This is a genomic window from Streptomyces sp. NPDC002958 (assembly GCF_055563255.1).
Genome location: NZ_JBVHDS010000003.1, coordinates 57,884 through 74,801, shown reverse-complemented (window position 1 = coordinate 74,801; position 16,918 = coordinate 57,884). Strand labels below are relative to the sequence as shown.

Annotated in this window: 16 protein-coding genes and 2 pseudogenes; 9 read left to right on the top strand and 9 right to left on the bottom strand. The window is 68.9% G+C overall.

The features are described 5' to 3' along the window. Nucleotides 1-54: 54 nt before the first annotated feature. Nucleotides 55-1,224 (bottom strand): steroid 3-ketoacyl-CoA thiolase, encoded by a 1,170-nt coding sequence (locus tag ACZ3IC_RS06705; protein ID WP_467413306.1) that lies wholly within the window; start codon nt 1,222-1,224, stop codon nt 55-57. Between the two features lie 281 nt (nt 1,225-1,505). Between ACZ3IC_RS06705 and ACZ3IC_RS06700 the strand changes: the two genes are divergently transcribed. Next, nucleotides 1,506-2,783, top strand: coding sequence for a cytochrome P450 (locus ACZ3IC_RS06700; protein ID WP_467413304.1), 1,278 nt, complete (start codon nt 1,506-1,508; stop codon nt 2,781-2,783). A gap of 134 nt (nt 2,784-2,917) precedes the next feature. Next, complete coding sequence (locus ACZ3IC_RS06695) at nt 2,918-3,898, top strand: AEC family transporter (RefSeq protein WP_467413302.1); 981 nt, start codon at nt 2,918-2,920, stop codon at nt 3,896-3,898. Nucleotides 3,899-4,006: 108 nt separating this feature from the next. Here the strand turns inward: ACZ3IC_RS06695 and ACZ3IC_RS06690 are convergent, their stop codons facing one another. Then, a complete protein-coding gene (locus ACZ3IC_RS06690) occupies nt 4,007-5,995 on the bottom strand; it encodes a bifunctional glycosyltransferase 87/phosphatase PAP2 family protein (RefSeq protein ID WP_467414011.1) in 1,989 nt (662 codons plus the stop codon). A 376-nt stretch (nt 5,996-6,371) separates the two neighbouring features. On the opposite strand from ACZ3IC_RS06690, the gene ACZ3IC_RS06685 reads away from it, so the two are divergent. Continuing rightward, nucleotides 6,372-6,848 (top strand): GNAT family N-acetyltransferase, encoded by a 477-nt coding sequence (locus ACZ3IC_RS06685; protein WP_467413301.1) that lies wholly within the window; start codon nt 6,372-6,374, stop codon nt 6,846-6,848. Nucleotides 6,849-6,866: 18 nt separating this feature from the next. On the opposite strand, the pseudogene ACZ3IC_RS06680 reads toward ACZ3IC_RS06685, so the two are convergent. Together ACZ3IC_RS06680 and ACZ3IC_RS06675 are read right to left on the bottom strand one after the other, a co-directional pair. Continuing rightward, nucleotides 6,867-7,156 (bottom strand): annotated as a pseudogene (locus tag ACZ3IC_RS06680) (EmrB/QacA family drug resistance transporter); the annotation flags it as partial. Nucleotides 7,157-7,435: 279 nt separating this feature from the next. Beyond that, complete coding sequence (locus tag ACZ3IC_RS06675) at nt 7,436-8,170, bottom strand: ABC transporter permease (protein WP_467413299.1); 735 nt, start codon at nt 8,168-8,170, stop codon at nt 7,436-7,438. 266 nt (nt 8,171-8,436) lie between these two features. Between ACZ3IC_RS06675 and ACZ3IC_RS06670 the strand changes: the two genes are divergently transcribed. The 3 genes and pseudogenes from ACZ3IC_RS06670 to ACZ3IC_RS06660 all read left to right on the top strand — a co-directional run bounded on the left by ACZ3IC_RS06670 (nt 8,437) and on the right by ACZ3IC_RS06660 (nt 10,598). Continuing rightward, nucleotides 8,437-9,081: an HNH endonuclease family protein gene (locus ACZ3IC_RS06670; protein ID WP_467413297.1), complete on the top strand. Its 645-nt coding sequence runs from the start codon at nt 8,437-8,439 to the stop codon at nt 9,079-9,081. Between the two features lie 184 nt (nt 9,082-9,265). Further along, nucleotides 9,266-9,472, top strand: a pseudogene (locus tag ACZ3IC_RS06665) (alkaline phosphatase D family protein); the annotation flags it as partial. Nucleotides 9,473-9,917: 445 nt separating this feature from the next. Then, nucleotides 9,918-10,598 (top strand): DedA family protein, encoded by a 681-nt coding sequence (locus ACZ3IC_RS06660; protein ID WP_467413295.1) that lies wholly within the window; start codon nt 9,918-9,920, stop codon nt 10,596-10,598. On the opposite strand, the gene ACZ3IC_RS06655 is transcribed toward ACZ3IC_RS06660, so the two are convergent. The 3 genes from ACZ3IC_RS06655 to ACZ3IC_RS06645 form a co-directional block, all read right to left on the bottom strand. Next, nucleotides 10,585-10,809, bottom strand: coding sequence for a DUF2277 domain-containing protein (locus tag ACZ3IC_RS06655; RefSeq protein WP_467413293.1), 225 nt, complete (start codon nt 10,807-10,809; stop codon nt 10,585-10,587). The genes ACZ3IC_RS06660 and ACZ3IC_RS06655 overlap by 14 nt on opposite strands. Nucleotides 10,810-10,883: 74 nt before the next feature. Beyond that, a complete protein-coding gene (locus ACZ3IC_RS06650; RefSeq protein ID WP_467413290.1) occupies nt 10,884-12,269 on the bottom strand; it encodes a DUF1254 domain-containing protein in 1,386 nt (461 codons plus the stop codon). A 106-nt stretch (nt 12,270-12,375) separates the two neighbouring features. Next, nucleotides 12,376-12,810, bottom strand: a complete 435-nt coding sequence (locus ACZ3IC_RS06645; protein WP_467413288.1) for a DUF7144 family membrane protein — start codon at nt 12,808-12,810, stop codon at nt 12,376-12,378. A gap of 215 nt (nt 12,811-13,025) precedes the next feature. Between ACZ3IC_RS06645 and ACZ3IC_RS06640 the strand changes: the two genes are divergently transcribed. Further along, nucleotides 13,026-13,100, top strand: coding sequence for a 50S ribosomal protein bL37 (locus tag ACZ3IC_RS06640; protein WP_373302405.1), 75 nt, complete (start codon nt 13,026-13,028; stop codon nt 13,098-13,100). 625 nt (nt 13,101-13,725) lie between these two features. Here ACZ3IC_RS06640 and ACZ3IC_RS06635 read toward each other — a convergent pair. After that, entirely contained in the window at nt 13,726-14,115 is a 390-nt protein-coding gene (locus ACZ3IC_RS06635) for a VOC family protein (RefSeq protein WP_467413286.1), read from the bottom strand. Between the two features lie 88 nt (nt 14,116-14,203). Here ACZ3IC_RS06635 and ACZ3IC_RS06630 point away from each other — a divergent pair, with 88 nt between their 5' ends. Then, nucleotides 14,204-15,019, top strand: coding sequence for a TetR/AcrR family transcriptional regulator (locus tag ACZ3IC_RS06630; protein ID WP_467413284.1), 816 nt, complete (start codon nt 14,204-14,206; stop codon nt 15,017-15,019). Nucleotides 15,020-15,065: 46 nt separating this feature from the next. Here ACZ3IC_RS06630 and ACZ3IC_RS06625 read toward each other — a convergent pair whose 3' ends face one another. After that, entirely contained in the window at nt 15,066-15,269 is a 204-nt protein-coding gene (locus tag ACZ3IC_RS06625; protein ID WP_467413281.1) for a hypothetical protein, read from the bottom strand. Between the two features lie 598 nt (nt 15,270-15,867). Here ACZ3IC_RS06625 and ACZ3IC_RS06620 point away from each other — a divergent pair. Continuing rightward, nucleotides 15,868-16,905 (top strand): polyphosphate kinase 2 family protein, encoded by a 1,038-nt coding sequence (locus ACZ3IC_RS06620; protein WP_467413280.1) that lies wholly within the window; start codon nt 15,868-15,870, stop codon nt 16,903-16,905. Nucleotides 16,906-16,918 lie beyond the last annotated feature (13 nt).

Below are 16,918 nucleotides of genomic sequence, written 5' to 3'. Positions count from 1 at the left end.
TTCGGCCGGGCGACCGGCCGGGGACCTTCCCGGAGTCTCTTCCGCAGGGCCGCGTCACAGCCGCTGGATGATCGTGCCCGTCGCCAGCGCGCCCCCCGCGCACATCGCGATCAGTGCGAACTCCTTGTCACGGCGCTCCAGTTCATGCAGGGCCGTGGTGATCAGCCGGGCCCCGGTGGCACCCACCGGGTGACCGAGCGCGATGGCCCCGCCGTTGACGTTGACCTTTTCGAGGTCCTGCCCGAAGACCTGGGCCCAGCTCAGCACCACGGAGGCGAAGGCCTCATTGATCTCGACGATGTCGATGTCCTTGAGCGACATCCCGGCCTTGCCGAGCACCGCGCGGGTCGCGTCGATCGGTCCGTCGAGGTGGAAGTGCGGGTCGGCGCCGACCAGTGCCTGTGCGACGATCCGGGCGCGCGGCTTGAGCTTGAGGGCGCGTGCCATTCGCTTGGACGCCCACATGATGGCGCAGGCGCCGTCGGATATCTGCGAGGAGTTGCCCGCGGTGTGGATCGCGGTGGGCATGACCGGCTTGAGCCGGCCGAGCCCCTCCATCGTGGTGTCCCTCAGCCCTTCGTCCCGGTCGACCAGACGCCACATGCCCTGCCCGGCCGCCTGCTCCTCCTCGGTGGTCGGCACCTGGACCGCGTACGTCTCCCGTTTGAACCGCTCCTCGGCCCACGCCACGGCTGCCCGCTCCTGCGAGATCAGCCCGAGCGAGTCGACGTTCTCCCGGGTCAGTCCGCGATTGCGGGCGATGCGTTCGGCCGCCTCGAACTGATTGGGCAGGTCGACATTCCACTCGTCGGGCCAGGGCTTGCCCGGTCCGTGCTTGGAGCCGCTGCCCAGCGGCACGCGTGACATGGCCTCGACACCGCAGCTGATGCCGACGTCGATCACTCCGGCCGCAACCATGTTGGCGACCATGTGGGAGGCCTGCTGCGAGGAGCCGCACTGGCAGTCCACGGTGGTGGCGGCGGTCTCATACGGAAGGCCCACGGTGAGCCAGGCGTTGCGGGCCGGGTTCATGGACTGTTCGCCGGCGTGGGTTACCGTGCCGCCGACGATCTGTTCGACGCAGTCGGCGTGGATGCCGGTACGGCCGAGAAGTTCTCGGTAGGTCTCGCCCAGCAGGTAGGCGGGATGCAGATTGGCGAGCGCTCCTCCACGCTTGCCGATGGGGGTGCGTACGGCTTCGACGATGACGGGTTCCGCGGCCATGAGCTCGTCCTCTCCTCGCTTCCGCAGGGGCGTCCCGGCGCCCGCGGAGGGGAACTAGTACGCGTTCTAGTTCTGTAGGCAGTCTTGTGGGGCTTACCCCGGGTACGCAAGGGTCTTGCACGCACCTTGCGTCCGTTTTCATACCTGCCTCGCCCACTCTTCACGCAACAGATCGACCCACCCCTCTTGCCAGTTGTAGAACTCGTTACTACCTTTCGGGCAACTTCTGATGGGCCGTCAGGCATTGTTCGGGCGGCTCTCGGACCGACCTGGAGTTGCCGATGTCCTGCCCCCATCTGCCCGAAGGGTTCGACTTCACCGATCCCGATCTGCTCCACGCCCGCATTCCGCACCCGGAGTTCGCACAGATGCGGCAGACCGCACCTGTCTGGTGGTGCACCCAGCCGGCCGGTATCTCCGGTTTCGATGACGAGGGCTACTGGGTCGTCACCCGGCACACGGACGTCAAGTACGTCTCCACCCACCCCGAACTGTTCTCCTCGAACACCAACACCGCCGTCATCCGCTTCAACGAATCGATCAGCCGCGACCAGATCGAGGTCCAGAAGCTGATCATGCTGAACATGGATCCGCCGGAGCACACCCGGGTCCGCCAGATCGTCCAACGAGGCTTCACGCCCCGGGCGATACGCTCCCTGGAGCAGGCCCTTCGCAGCCGCGCCCGCTCGATCGTCGAGACGGCTCTCGCCGCCGCCGACGACGACGGATCGTTCGACTTCGTCACCAACATCGCCGTCGAGCTGCCGCTCCAAGCCATTGCCGAACTCATCGGCGTACCGCAGGAGGACCGGTCCAGGATCTTCGACTGGTCCAACAAGATGGCCGCGTACGACGATCCCGAGTACGCGATCACCGAGGAAGTCGGCACCGAGGCGGCCATGGAGATCGTCTCCTACTCGATGAATCTGGCGGCGGCCCGCAAGGAGTGCCCGGCCAAGGACATCGTCTCCCAGTTGGTCGCCGCGGAGGGCGAAGGGAACCTCTCCTCCGACGAGTTCGGCTTCTTCGTGATCCTGCTCGCCGTGGCCGGGAACGAGACCACCCGTAACGCCATCAGCCACGGCATGCACGCCTTCCTCACCCACCCCGATCAGTGGGAGCTCTACAAGCGCGAGCGGCCGGAGACGACCGCCGAGGAGATCGTCCGCTGGGCCACCCCTGTGGTCTCCTTTCAGCGGACCGCCACTCAGGATGTCGAACTGGGCGGGCAGCAGATCAAGAAGGGCGACAGGGTCGGGCTGTTCTACTCCTCGGCCAATAACGACCCCGAGGTCTTCGAGAACCCGGAGACCTTCGACATCTCCCGCGACCCCAACCCGCACCTCGGCTTCGGCGGCGGCGGTCCGCACTTCTGCCTCGGCAAGTCCCTTGCCGTGATGGAGATCAACCTGATCTTCAACGCGATCGCGGACTTGCTGCCGGACCTGCGGCTGGTCGGCGACCCGCGGCGGCTGCGCTCGGCCTGGCTCAACGGGATCAAGCAGCTTCAGGTCAGCACCGCCGCGAGCACCGCGGACGTCGGAACCGCCGGGAGCTGACCGCCTCCGGCAGCTTCGGACGGCGGGCGCCTCCCCCTCGCGCCCCGGCCCCCGCCGTCCGTACCGACAAACCCCGCGCCCCCGTCCGAACCCTCGCGCGGGACACGCACAACAGCACGAGGATGATGACGGGCATGCACGCCCTGCTCTCCGCCTTCGCCCCCATCTGGACGCTCACGGCCATCGGTTACGCGGTCGGCCGCACTGGTCTCCTCGGCGAACAGGCGGAAGCCGTGCTCGGCCGGTTCGTCTTCCATGTGGCAATGCCCGCCGCCCTGTTCACCATGGTTTCCGGGGCCCGGCCGGCCGCCTTCGCCAACTCCTCGATGGTGGCCTTCGCGGCGGGTACGGCGCTGGTCTGCGGCCTCGGCTTCGTGGCGGCCGGCCGGCTCTTCGGCCGCGGCACGGCCGACCGGGCGATCGGCAGCATGGCGTCCGGCTACGTCAACTCCGCGAATCTCGGTATTCCGGTGGCGGTCCAGGTGCTCGGCGACGCGTCGTTCGTCGCCCAGATCATCCTGTTCCAGGTGTTGTTGGTCTCCCCGGTGATCCTGACACTGCTGGACACGGGCACGGGGACCGGTTCCGGAAAGGGCGTCGTGGTCCGGCGGATGCTGACCATGCCGGTCCGCAACCCCATCATCATGGCCTCGTTGCTGGGTGTCGTCGTCTCCGCACTCGGACTGCAACTGCCGCATGCCCTCACCCACTCCGGCGACCTGCTCGGCGCCGCCGCCGTGCCGACGGCCCTGGTCACGCTGGGCCTCTCCCTGAACAGCCGCCCGGCGAACGACGGTCCGGCGGAGCACGCCGAGCCCGCCGGATCCGCGGTGCGTACGAAGCGCGCGGAGGTCGTTGTGACGGTCGCACTCAAGACGTTGGTCCAGCCCCTGATCGCCTTCGTCGTCGGCGGTCCGCTGTTGCATCTGCCGGACCACCAGTTGATGGCCGTCGTGCTCTGTTCCGCGCTGCCGACCGCTCAGAACGCCTTCGTCTACGCCCAGCAGTACGGCCTGGACACCCGCGTGGCCCGCAACTCCGTGGTGGCCTCTACGGTGGTGTCCATGGCCACGCTGTCCTTCGCCACCTGGGCGCTCGGGACGACCGGCCCCTGAGCCGTTCGAGTGGCGGACCCGGGCCGATGGGCGGATGCTGGTCAAGCGGCGATCCAATGCCGACGGGGTGCCGGGACGAACACATCGTCCCGGCACCCCGTCGGCCTTTCACGCGCTCCAGTGCTGCTTGCTGCTCACCGCGTCGTCGGCCGACCTCGGAATCGGCACCGGCACCGCGATCCCGTTCTGCGGCTTCGCCACCGCTGGCACGACCGGCAACTGCGCCCTCCGCGGCCCCACCAGTACGTAGGTCAGCCCGAAGCCGAGCGCGACGACGACCGCGCCACCCACCGCGTCCAGCACCCAGTGATTGGCCGTGGCCACGATCGCGGAGACCGTGAACAGCGGGTGCAGCAGCCCCAGCGCCTTCATCCACATCTTCGGGGCCAGCATGACGACGACCACACCACACCAGAGCGACCAGCCGAAGTGCAGCGAAGGCATCGCCGCGTACTGATTGGTCATGGACGTCAGCGTCCCGTAGTCCGGCTTCGCCAAGTCCTGGACCCCATTGACCGTGTCGATGAAACCCAGACCCGGCATCAGCCGCGGCGGGGCCAGCGGGTAGAGCCAGAAGCCGACCAGCGCGAGGGCCGTGGCGAAGCCGATGGAGCTGCGGACCCAGCGGTAGTCCGCGGGGCGTCGCACAAACAGCACGCCGAGGATCGTCAGCGGCACGATGAAGTGGAACGTCGAGTAGTAGTGGTCGAAGAAGTCCCTCAGCCGGCCGACCTCGACGACCGCGTGGTTGGCCCAGTGCTCGATGTCGATATGCAGCCACTGTTCGAGGGAGTGGATCTGGCGGCCATGCTGTTCGGCGGTGGCACGTCCTGCCGTCGCCGCGAGCCTGACATGGGAGTACGCGGAGTAGACGACCCTGATCAGGAGCAGTTCCAGCAGCAGATCGGGCCGACTGAGCACCCGCCGCCAGAACGGCAGCAGAGGGATGCGGCTCCAGCGGGCCGCGACCGGGGCCGCGTAGTCCGTGGGGATCGGCTGCTGCCAGTACGGCGAGGTGCGCGGCAGGAACGGTGCGACGCAGGCCGCGCCGAGCGCCGCGATCAGCAGCACGTTGTCGCGCACGGGGAAGACCACCGCCATGTTCGGCAGCAGCATCTTCCCCGGCAGTGTGAGCACGAGCACCACGGCCGCCGGCCACACCAGCCGGTCGGAAGCCCGCTTGCCGACCCGCCCGACCACGGCGAGCAGCACCCACAGCAACTGGTGCTGCCAAGCGGTCGGTGATATGGCGACGGCGACGCAGCCGGTCACGGCGACGGCGAGCAGCAACTGGCCGTCGCGCGCGTACCGGACGGCGCGACGCAGTCCGAGGTAGCAGACAGCGGCCGCCAGCACCACGAACAGCGCGAGTTCGAGCGGACCTGTCAGGCCGAACCGGAGCAGCGCGCCGTGCAGGGACTGATTGGCCTGACTGTCCGCGTCGTCGCCGAGTCCGGCGCCCGCCACATGGTGCACCCAGTAGGTCCACGAGTCGTGCGGCATCGCGGCCCAGGCCAGCGCGGTGCAGTTGGCGAACGCGGCGCCGCCGGTCACTGCCGCCTGTCGGCGGCCGGTGAGCCAGAGCAGGACCACGAAGAGCAGCACGGTCGGCTGGAGCGCGGCCGCGAGACCGATCAGGAGGCCCGAGGTGCGCTCCCCGCGGACCACGAAACAGGCCAGCAGCACCAGCAGGACCGGCAGGATGCTGGTCTGCCCCAGGTGGAGTGCGTTACGGACCGGTAGGGAGAGCATCAACAGGCTGATCGCGACAGGGGCGGCCGGCAGTGAGGTGCGGCGGGTGACCGGGCCCGGCAGCGCGCGGGCGGCGACGATGCCCAGGGCGGCGACGAGCAGCAGCGAACCGAAGGTCCAGGCGACGCCCAGGCTCTGTTCCGCGGTCCGGATCAGTGGCTTCAGCACCAGCCCTGCGAACGGGGTACCGGTGAACTGGTCGTTCTCGTACATCGAGCCCGTCACACGCAGGACACCGTTCTCACCGATCCAGGTCTCCAGATCGGTGAGCCGTTCGCCCGGCGGCTGTCTCAGCACCACCGCCATCTGCCGTACAGCCAGCGCGGCCACAACCAGCCAGAGCAGAGCCCTGGCCGCCCCGGTCCGCGCCCCCGTCGTCGCATTTCCGCGCACACCGTGCTCCGCATTCGCCACGCCGCGCCGACCCTCCCGCCGATTCCGTGCCCGTCCCTCGACCTGGGCGTGCCGTGAAACCTTCGCATTGCGCTACGAGGTAGGCACAATCGGCCCTCTCTTCGCCTGACGGTCATTCAGCCCATTTCGAAAAGATGTCTGGATGACCGTTCGGGCCGGGTCTCGGCACCGGAACGCTGGTTCCCCCGCCCTCTCCCGTGTTCGTCGGCGGGGGGAGGAAGGTATTCGAACGCTTGCATGCGGAGTGAAGCGTCCGCCTCATCAATCCGCTCGTTTCTCCGATCATGCTCAAGTCAGAATGACCGGCATGACCTGGACCGTTGCCCCCGAACCCTTCGACTCCCCCGACGCCGCGCTGCTGCGGCGGGACTACTACGACGAGGTCGCCGGCCGCTACTGGGGGCGGCCCGCGACCGCCGAGGAGATCGACGAGGGGCTCACCGACGACGGCGCCGACCGGCTCGTCCCGCCCACCGGACAGTTCGTCGTCGGCCGGTTCGAGGGGAAACCGGCGGCCTGCGCCGGGCTGCTGGTGGTGGACGCGGACATCGCGGAGCTGACCCGGGTGTTCGTACGCCCCGAATACCGCGGCACAGGCGGCGGGGGTTTGCTCCTGACGGCCGTCGAGAGCGCGGCCTGCGCCATCGGCGTACGCGCGGTCAGGCTCGACACCCGCAATGACCTGGTCGAGGCGCGGGGGCTGTACGCCAAGCACGGCTATCGGGAGGTTCCGGCGTTCCACCGGCGGCAGTACGCGGAGCACTGGTTCGCCAAGGAGCTGTAGGGGTTTCCATGGAGCCGCTCACGCGGGTCCGGCCGCGTGGTTCCGCCTCGGCTGAGCCGTGGGGCCGCGGGGCCGTTCCCTGCAAGACCCGGCTCGTCTCGGCGGTCAGCTCCACCACGAGCCCGACCAGGTCGGTCGACCGTTTTGGCCCCCACCAGTCGCCCAGCAGCTCGGCCATCGACTCCTCACGGGACTCCGCGAGCTTCACCACTACTTCCGAGCCGGCCTCTGTGAGTGAGCACCAGTTGTATGCCCTCGCGCCGGACCAGTCCGCGCCCCTCCAGCTGACGGGCCGTCTCGCTGATCACCGAGACGACGAGCCGGGGACGCTCCTGACCACCCGGAACGGAGCGCTCGACGACTCCACCCGGGAGGGGATTGGCTTTCCCGGACAGGTTTTTGTATCGTGATGGAACAAAGTAGCCTTCGCCCGTCACCCCCCTGACCGGCGGGCGAGGCTGCTTGTTCTCTTTCGCCGAGGAGACCGCCGACACCGACGGCGTCGCCCCGATCGCCGCAGCGCCCGCCTTCATGGACGCGACCGCCGCGCTCACTCATCGCCGCGCAATAGCCGGCCCCGGCGGGCCTCAGTCCCGGTACAGCCGTCCCCGCGCCACCAGTTCGAGCACGACCGTGACGGCCACCACCTGTACGGCCATCAGCGCAACGAGCACGAACAGTTGCACGGCCCCCGCCTCGACCGGTGAGGCGCCGCCCAGCAGCATGCCCACAAAGGCGCCCGGCAACGTGACGAGCCCCACCGTCCGCGTCTGATCGAGCCCCGGCAGCAGCGCGTCCGCCGCTGCGGGCCGGGCGATCTCCAGCCTCGCGTCGCGGTCGAGCAGTCCGAGCGCCATACCCGCCTCCACCTCTCCGCGCCGGGTCGTCAACTCGTCCAGCGCCCGCCGCCCGCCGAGCACGGTCACGGTCAGCGCACCCCCGATGAGGATGCCGACCACCGGGATCAGCGCGATGCCCCGGACCGGGACGATCCCGGTGAGCAGCAGCAGGGCGATCACCGGCGCGACCCCCGCACCGATCGGCAGGGCAGCCCACCACCAGGTGCGATTGCGGGTGATCCGGCGGCCCGCCGTCCGTACCGCCACGGCGTACATCAGCGCCACGAACGCGAGCAGCGGCGGCAGCGAACGGACCACCCAGCCGATGAGCAGGGAAACCGCGGCGAGTTGGACCGCGGCCCGCAGCCCGGCCACCAAGATCTCGCGCGACCGGCCGAGCGAGGCCAGGGCGGCGACGGTGGCCGCCGCCACGAGCAGCAGGGCGAGGACGACCCCGAGCGTGATGTTGACCGGTAGCAGCACGCCGTAACCCTATGACCGGCCCGACTCCGGCCACCCGCGCGAACCGGTCTACGGCTTAGGCGAGTTGCCGATGCGTCAGCACATGCGCCCGCGCAGATGCGGACGTACACCCCCATGCTCCAGCGCTGTTCGCCAGAACCCTTGATGTGACGTGCCCATGTCGCCACCCTGTTACCTGGCGCCCACCCCACGGAAACCCGGCGCCGCCACGATGGTCGGGCCCGAAGGGTCACCCGTCCAAGGCCCCCCACATCAAGGGAGTTCGCATGTCAGGTGTCTACGCGCGTCGCACCGCTGTTGTCGTCGCATCCGCCGCCCTCGCCGCAACCACCGGGCTGCTCACCGCCCCCACCGCCCAGGCGGCCATGCCCACCCCGGTCTCCGCGTCGACCGCCCGCACCTATCTGAGCCAGCTGACCGTCTCCGCGGAGGGCTCGTCGACCGGCTACAGCCGCGACAAGTTCCCGCACTGGATCACCCAGTCGGGCGCCTGCAACACCCGTGAGGTCGTTCTCGAGCGGGACGGCACGAATGTGACGCAGGACTCCAGCTGCGCGGCCGTCAGCGGAAGTTGGTACTCGGAGTACGACGGTGCCACCTGGACCGCCGCCTCCGACCTGGACATCGACCACATGGTCCCGCTCGCCGAGGCCTGGCGGTCGGGCGCCAGCAGTTGGACCACCGCCCAACGGCAGTCGTTCGCCAACGATCTGACGCGCCCGCAGCTCATCGCGGTCACGGACAACGTCAACCAGTCCAAGGGCGACAAGGACCCGGCCGAATGGCTGCCCTCGCGCACCTCGTACCTGTGCACGTACGCGCGCGCCTGGGTGCATGTGAAGCACTACTACGACCTGAGCGTCGATTCGGCCGAGAAGAGCACCCTGCAGTCCGTCCTGAACGGCTGCTGACCCCCGCACCGAACACCGCAACCGGCCCCTCGCCAGGTGCTGGGCCAGGCGCCTCACCGGGCCCCTGGCCCAGCACCTCGGCAAGGGGCCGCCGAGCGGAACCGTCCCGCCCTCCCTCGTCGTTCCGTACCATACGGGGCCGTGCACGCCGCACGGTTCCGTACCAGTACACCGGGACGGCATGGCGGTGCGCGCCGTCCCGGACGGCACCGAAACCCTGCGCTGTTTCGCCGCCGAGGCGGAAGCCGAGCCCACGCTCGCGCCCTGGAGCTACTGACGTGTTTTCGGCCGAGTACGGCTGCTGATGGTGGAGCCCCGCGCGGCCCGCGAGCTCGACGAACAGCGACGGTCGATGCTCGACGCCAATGAGGCGCGCTGGGTGCGCGCGGCCGGCTGCCGGCGCGGCACGGGCGGACGGGCACGCCGCCGGTCGGCCGGCACAGGACCGGCGGGCCATGGTTCGGCAACCCGCGCACGCGAGCAGGCACCGGCCAGCAGGCACCGGCCGTATCGGTCTGACCGCCATAACGGCCTAATCCGCACGAGCCGGACCGGCCCTTCCCCTCACGAGCCGGGCCGGCCCTTCCGCTCGCGGGCCGTTCCGGGCCGTTCCGACACGGCCGGCCCGTCCGCCGCGGGCCGCTCCACGGCCACTCCTCACGTACACCCGCACCCGGAGCCTAATCTTCCCATTTCCGGGTGTACGTGAGCTTTCCAACATCGCCCGAAATTTTTCGATCACCTGATGAACGTCAGGCGTACGCTGTACAACTGGCCCTGCCGCTCCTGCCGCTCCCCTGCGACGTCGCGGCGTTGTTCCGATCGGGGAGTAGTAGGTGCTTGAGAGTGTGGGTGCGCTGATAGGCAGCCCATGGATCTACGCCGTGATCGCCCTTTCGGTGCTCCTGGACGTCTTTCTGCCCGTGCTGCCCAGCGGAGTCCTGGTGATCGCTGCCGCCACGGCAGCCGCCGGTTCAACAACGGTCGCGGGTGCGACTTCCGCGGCGCACGCCGCCGAGCAGGTGTCCCAGGTCCCCTCCCTCCTCGCCCTGATCCTGTGCGCGGCCACCGCCTCGGTCCTCGGTGACCTCGTCGCGTACCGGCTGGCCTGGCGCGGCGGCGAACGTCTGGACCGGGCCATCGCCCGCTCCCGCCGCCTCAGCTCCGCGCAGGAACGTCTCGGCGCCGCCCTCGCCCGGGGCGGCGGCATCCTCGTGATCATCGCCCGCTTCGCCCCGGCGGGCCGCTCGGTCGTCTCCCTGGGCGCGGGTGCCGCGCATCGCAGGGCGAAGGAATTCCTGCCCTGGTCGGCCCTGGCAGGCGTGGCCTGGGCCGGATACAGCGTGGGCCTCGGATATTTCGCTGCCCACTGGCTCGGCGCGACCTGGGTGGGCACGGCCGTCTCGGTCCTCGCCCTGTTCGTGGCGGGCACCCTGGCCGCGTACCTCATGCGCCGCCCGGCAGCAGCGGCTGCGGCCCAAGCCCAGGCGCCCGCGACTGCCACTACGGCGCCCTGACGGCTCCCCTTATCTCCAGACCGTCCAGAAGCCTGGCGGTCGCCTCGGCGATCTCGTCGACAGCCCGGTCGAACACTTCCTTATTGTGCGCGGCCGGCGCACGGAAGCCGGACACCTTGCGTACGAACTGCAGGGCGGCGGCCCGAATCTCCTCCTCGGTGGCCTCTTCGGGGAGAGCGGGCGGGCGAAGGGTCTTGATGCTGCGGCACATGCCTCCAGTGTGACCCGAGCCACTGACAACGCCCGGGGCAAACAGCCGCCCGCCGGGCTCCCCCGCACCTCACCTCACCACTCCGTTCGCCGTCCGCCGCTCCGTTCGACAGCGGGGATCTCGTACGTACCGTCGAGAATCTCGGGTCCCGGTACATACAGCCCGAGCACGGGCCGGAAGTCCCCGTCGGGTGTGGGAAGCCAGTTCGCCGCCGCAGCCGGGGCGGCCGGACGCTCCCTCTGCATGTGGATCGTCAGCGAACCGTCCTCTCCGTATACGAGGCCCGGGGTGCGGTCACCGATCGAGTACCGCTCCGCCGACTTCTCGACGCGGTGGTGATCCGGCGTGTCGGACGTGGTCATGGTCAGGGACCAGAGCGCTTCGACCGGCGGCTGCCGGTCGAAGCGCAGCACGTAGGAGTGGGCGCCGTTCAGCCGCTCGCCGTCGGCGTCGCGGAAGGTGTGGGCGTACAGCGTCTCGTACCCATGGCTCCCCCACAGCGCGCTCCGTGCCACCACGGCCCTGGTCAGATAGGAAGCTTCCCGGTCCGCGATCCGCCACTCCGGGGAGTCGACGGTCCCGATGCCGTACCGGTCGAGGTTGTAGTCGAAGAGATGCGGATCCATCTCCCAGCCCCCTACCGCCGTCGCGGGCCGGCTCGCCTCCTCCACCCGCGCCTTGCCCCGCGCCAGGCCCTCGGTCAGTGCGTGTACGAGGGAGGGGTCGGCGGACACATACGGCGAGGGCCCCTCCTCCAGCAGCCCCAGCGGCTGGAACCGGTCCTGATACGCCTGGTCGGCCGCGGACGGCGGAAAATCGGCCATCCACACCCTGAGCCGCTCGAAGAACCGCAGCGACTCCGGTGCGTCGGGGTCGGGCGCGGGCAGTCCCGTGCGGTGGGTCCCCGGTTCGAAATGTGTGAGGGTGAACTGTGCCTGAAGCGCGCGGACCCGCCCCAGATCGTCCGGTCCGTTGCAGGCGTTGCGGCCGATGACGGAGATGACGGAGGTCGGCGCGTCGATCACCCCGCGCATCCCGTCGGGCACGCTGCCCGACCAGCCGGGTGGCACGACGAGCCAGTCCCCGGCCTCCGTACCGGTGGCTCGGCGGCCGACGTACGCGAAGTTGTTGGTCCAGGCGTCCACGAACTGCAGCACGTAGTACGCGCCGCCCGTGTCGGGGACATGGAGCAGGACCGGCCCGCCGGAGAGGTCGAGGTGGGCGATCGAGTGGACGGTGTCGTTGTCGACGGACAAGAAGTGCGTGTAGGGGAGAGCCAGTTGAGCGGAATGCGCGAAGTGGTTGAAGGGGGTGGGCGGCAGCGGCCCGAAGCCCGTGTGCATGAAGTTCTCGACCGTCGACAGGTCGTGGACCAGCGGACAGCCGTAGACATACGCCTCGGCGGCGAGCGCGACGAGCTCTTCCGTGTTCTCCTCCGACACCGCAGTCCTCTCACTCACTCACTCACTCGCGCACCAGCGCATTCACTCACTCACCCTCACCGAGGATCGGCATGGGCCAACTGGCCTCCCGGACAGCCGAGTCGGGCCCTGGCACCCGAATGACTCAGATGACCGCCTCCGAGGTCTCCGTGCACAGGGCCCAGATCACGAACGCGTCGATGGCGATGGAGACGATCGCCCAGACCGGCTGGTACGGCAGCCAGACAAAGTTGACGACCAGGTTGATGGCGGCGAGCACCACACCCGTGACACGGGCCCAGGCGGCGCCCTTGAGGATGCCCCAGCCGACGCATACGAGCACGATGCCGAGGACGAGGTGGATCCATCCCCATGCGCTCACATCGAACTTGAACGTGTAGTTCCTGACACGCCTGTAGACCTCGTCGGAGGCTATACCGGTGATGCCCTTGATCACTCCGAGGACACCGTCGACGAGCAGCAGCACGCCGGCGAACGTGATCCCACCGGCCGCCCAGGGGTTGATGCCCCCGAGTTCGGCGGTACGGGCCTGGCCGGGCATGGGCGCTGAGTGTGCCATGGAGACTCCTTGACCGGAAGCGGGACTGCAAGACAGAACCGACCCTGCGCGGCACGCTCCCGCGCGACCACCCGGACGCGCCCATACGGGTGACGGCCCGAGAATCGCCCCCTGATGCGGTCTCACCGGGCCGAACCTAGACTGACGAAGGCACGAAAAGTCCCGAATGCGCGAATTCGCGAACGCCTGAACGCCTGAACAAGGAGATGTGCAGCATGGCCAAGCGAGGAAACAAGCGACGCGGCCGTAAGAAGAAGAACGCCAACCACGGCAAGCGCCCCAACGCCTGAGCCGACCGAGCGGACGGCCCAAGAAGCGTCCCGCCGATGACTGACCACGATGTGACATGAGTGGTGGCGCGCCCCCGGAGTCGTCCTGACGGACGGTATAGCCGGTACGGACGGTACGGCTGAACTCGCCCAACTGGACGGCTCCGTCGGCACACCGTGCTTGAGCTGGGCCTGGTCCGGCGTCTGCCTGGAGCCACAACCACTCCGGCCGGCAGCGGCACACCGCCTGCGCAGGGGGACTTTCGGCAGTGCCGGGGCACCCCTGGGCTGCGTACGGTCGTCCGGGTGGACAGAGCGGTGATCAGCAGTGCGGCCCGGCGGGCCGTCGACCCCGGGAGCCGTCTGACCGTTGTCGCGGCGGGCTGCGTAGTACTGAGCGCCGTCAGTATGCGGTGGGCTCTACCCGCGGCCGCGGCGGCCTCCCTCGTCGGCCGGAAGCCGGGAAAAACCGGCCCCAGTCCGCCGAGGTCGGCCCTGTTGGGGCTCCTCGAAAATTCGAAAATTTCCAGGGCCCCTCGCGTTCTCTACTTGATTGAGGGGCTCAACAACAGGTCGGGGCCTCTCCTCGCGGCGCCCTGTGACCCTGGCTGGGCGTCATCGCTTCGGGGCGGCGCCGCCGGTTGTCTCAGCGGCTGGTGGGTGCGTTCCAGTCGACCAGTTGGACGATGACGCCGTTGGGATCGCGGACCTGAAAGGCGCGCTCACCCCACTCCTCGTCGGTCAGCGGCATGGTGATCGTGACGCCTTCAGAGCGCAGGCGCGCCAGCTCGCCTTCGAGGTCCTCGACGACGAAGGCGAGGATCAGACCTGCGGCGTGCTCGTCGCGCTGGTCTGCCGGGAGGGTGTCCAGCCCCCGCCGCAAAAAGATGACGTTCATGCCGACGTCGTCGCGCGTCAGGGACGCGAAGCCGTCGGCGGCCATCTCCTCGCGGAACCCGAAGTGCTCGACGAGGAAGGCGCTGGATGCGGGGACATCGTCGACGTTGAGCGACACGGCACTAGAGGTGACCTTCATGAAAACTCCTCCGAGATCGCACTGAGCACATTCTCTATACGCAGTACAATATACATCGTACAGAGTTTGACTGCGAGAGGATGACCCCGTGCCAACGGAACGAACCAGCTCGGGCGACCCGGCCCACACCCTGCAACTGCTGTGGCGCAGCTCCTCCTCCGACCGTCGCCGAGGACCGCGACGGGGGTTGAGCATCGACGCGGTGATCGAGGCTGCCACCGCCATCGCCGACGCTGAAGGCCTGGACGCGGTGACCATGCGCCGGGTGGCCAAGGAACTCGGCGTGGTGCCGATGACGCTGTACACCTACGTCCCCGGCAAGGCCGAACTCCTCGACCTCATGCTCGACGCCGCCTACGCCCGCATGCCCCGCACCGACATCACCGGACAGCCCTGGCGCCAACGCGTCACCGCTATCGCCGAGGAGAACAAAGCCCTCTTCGAACGCCACCCATGGGCCGCGGCCGTCTCCACCGTCAGGCCTCCGCTGGGGCCGGGGCAGATGTCAAAGTACGAGCACGAACTGTCTGGGCTCGACGGCCTCGGCCTCAGCGACGTCGAGATGGATGACTGCCTGACCCACCTACTCACCTTCGTGCAGGCATGCGCCCGCGCCGTCGCCGACGCCCGCGCCGCACAGCACGACAGCGCCCTGAACGACCAACAATGGTGGGAGCTGAACGCCCCGCTCCTCGCCCGGGTCCTCGACGAAAACACCTACCCCACTGCCGTCCGCGTCGGCGCAGCCGCAGGCGCCGCACACAGCAGTGCCTACGACCCCGCCCACGCCTACTCCTTCGGTCTGCAACGCGTCCTCGACGCCTTCGCCGCCCTGATCGTTGGCCGACAGGCAAGGGAGGTCGGACAAACCGGCGAGGGCCATCACTTCTCGGGCGGCCGGTAGTTCGGGTGTGAGTAGTTGAGGTACAGGGAGATCCTGGTGAAAACGATCACGGTTCCCGGGCGGAGGTCTCCGCGTTCGGGCAGGGCTGGGTCTTCGTAAGCACCAACACCGCCAGACCGACCAGGTAGCCGCCCAGTTTCGCCTCGACGTCCTCCCAAGGGAGCAGCTGCTCGCTCCAGTCGGCGTACTCCTCGAAGCCGGCTGGACCTTGCCGGCCACTGCGGCTCCGCTGCTCGGTATTGCAGCTCACCTGTCGCTGTCGGTCGTCATCGATCGACCTCGGGCGGCCTCGGGCGGCCTCGCACGGCCCCCTCCCCCGCGGCCCGGTTTCGAGCATCGTTCCTGCGACATCGCAGGGACCCCTCGTGAGGGCGTTGTCCGTGAGGCGGTTTCGACCGGGGGGCCTGAGAATGGGGGAGGCGGCCTCGCAGGCCGTCGAGCTGTCTCGGGACAGTCGGGTCCGGGGCCATCGGCCATGCAGTCTCTGGCCCTTGAGACCTGGATCCTGCGAGCGCGCGGGCGGTTTAACGATGAGGACGGATGAGCCGGCATCCACCGCCGGCGACAGCACCCCACCGCAGGGAACGAGTCGCGGTCCCGGTCCGCACACATGCTTCGGTCCGGCGGTGCCCCAGGTAGCCGAGACGTCCGCCCGGCAGGACGAGGCAGTCGCCCTCCTTCGGGTGGTCGGAGGCTTGAAGACCGCCCGGGAGCATGGCGCGCTCCCCTCTGCGCAGCCGGTGAATGCCCGAGAGGCTCCAGCCCTCGCCCGCTTCGGACTTGGGCCATGTTGGCGAGCGCCCTGAACCGAGGGGCACTCGGCGTGACAGGAAAAGAGGCGGGTCGTCATGACGGACGCGAGGGCCGAACGCATCGCGAAACTCATCGAGCCACTGCGGGTGAAGCCGGGATCGCGGGTGAACCTGGGCAAGGACTTCGACCCCCGCTACAAGGCCGGCCTGAAGAAGGAGCGCGGTGTGGAGCTGCTGCACATGGGTGTGTCGCTGCTCGCCGAGTACCAGGAGCGTCTGGCCGCCCAGGACACCTACGGAGTGCTGCTCTGTCTGCAGGCACTGGATGCCGGAGGCAAGGACGGGACGATCCGGCATGTCATGAGCGGGGTGAACCCGCAAGGTGTCAAGGTGAGCAGCTTCAAGCAGCCCTCCGCCGAAGAGCTCGACCACGACTACCTGTGGCGGTACGCCGCCAGGCTGCCCGCGCGCGGCAACATCGCGATCTTCAACCGTTCGCACTACGAAGAGGTCCTCGTAGTGCGGGTGCACCCGGAGATCCTCGATCGGCAACGGCTGCCGGAGCATGTACGAAGGGCGGATATCTGGGACCGCCGCTACCGGGATATCAACAGCTGGGAGCGCTACCTGACCGACAACGGGTTCAAGGTGGTGAAGCTGTTCCTGAACCTCTCCAAGGAAGAGCAGCGCATTCGTTTCATGAAGCGGCTCGACGTGCCGGAGAAGAACTGGAAGTTCTCCGCCGCCGATGTCCAGGAGCGCCGGCGATGGGACGACTACCAGCACGCGTTCTCCGAGATGCTCTCGGCGACCAGTACCCCGTGGGCGCCCTGGTACGTCGTACCGGCGGACCGGAAGTGGTACGCGCGTATCTGTACGGCAGCGGTGCTGGCGCACACGCTGATGGAGATCGACCCCCGCTACCCCGTGGTCAGTAAGGAGGCGCGCAAGGACCTCCGGGCCGCCAGGCGAGAGCTGGAGGCCGAGGCTCCTGAGGGCGCGCCGGCCGATCCGTACGTGGCCGGGCATCCGATGCCCGAAGCCGGCGGCGAACGGCACCGAACCGACCGTACGGCGAAGCTGAAGCAGTCGTCCGTTGCGCCGCGGCGGACCAAGAAGGGCAAGCGGGCCTAGCTTGTCGGGATGT

Excerpts from the sequence above, each read along its gene's own strand:
- ACZ3IC_RS06685 (WP_467413301.1), top strand. The coding sequence starts at position 6,372 with ATGACCTGGACCGTTGCCCCCGAACCCTTCGACTCCCCCGACGCCGCG.
- ACZ3IC_RS06670 (WP_467413297.1), top strand. The coding sequence starts at position 8,437 with ATGTCAGGTGTCTACGCGCGTCGCACCGCTGTTGTCGTCGCATCCGCC.
- ACZ3IC_RS06635 (WP_467413286.1), bottom strand. The coding sequence starts at position 14,115 with ATGAAGGTCACCTCTAGTGCCGTGTCGCTCAACGTCGACGATGTCCCC.
- ACZ3IC_RS06705 (WP_467413306.1), bottom strand. The coding sequence starts at position 1,224 with ATGGCCGCGGAACCCGTCATCGTCGAAGCCGTACGCACCCCCATCGGC.
- ACZ3IC_RS06695 (WP_467413302.1), top strand. The coding sequence starts at position 2,918 with ATGCACGCCCTGCTCTCCGCCTTCGCCCCCATCTGGACGCTCACGGCC.
- ACZ3IC_RS06620 (WP_467413280.1), top strand. The coding sequence starts at position 15,868 with ATGACGGACGCGAGGGCCGAACGCATCGCGAAACTCATCGAGCCACTG.
- ACZ3IC_RS06655 (WP_467413293.1), bottom strand. The coding sequence starts at position 10,809 with ATGTGCCGCAGCATCAAGACCCTTCGCCCGCCCGCTCTCCCCGAAGAG.
- ACZ3IC_RS06645 (WP_467413288.1), bottom strand. The coding sequence starts at position 12,810 with ATGGCACACTCAGCGCCCATGCCCGGCCAGGCCCGTACCGCCGAACTC.
- ACZ3IC_RS06700 (WP_467413304.1), top strand. The coding sequence starts at position 1,506 with ATGTCCTGCCCCCATCTGCCCGAAGGGTTCGACTTCACCGATCCCGAT.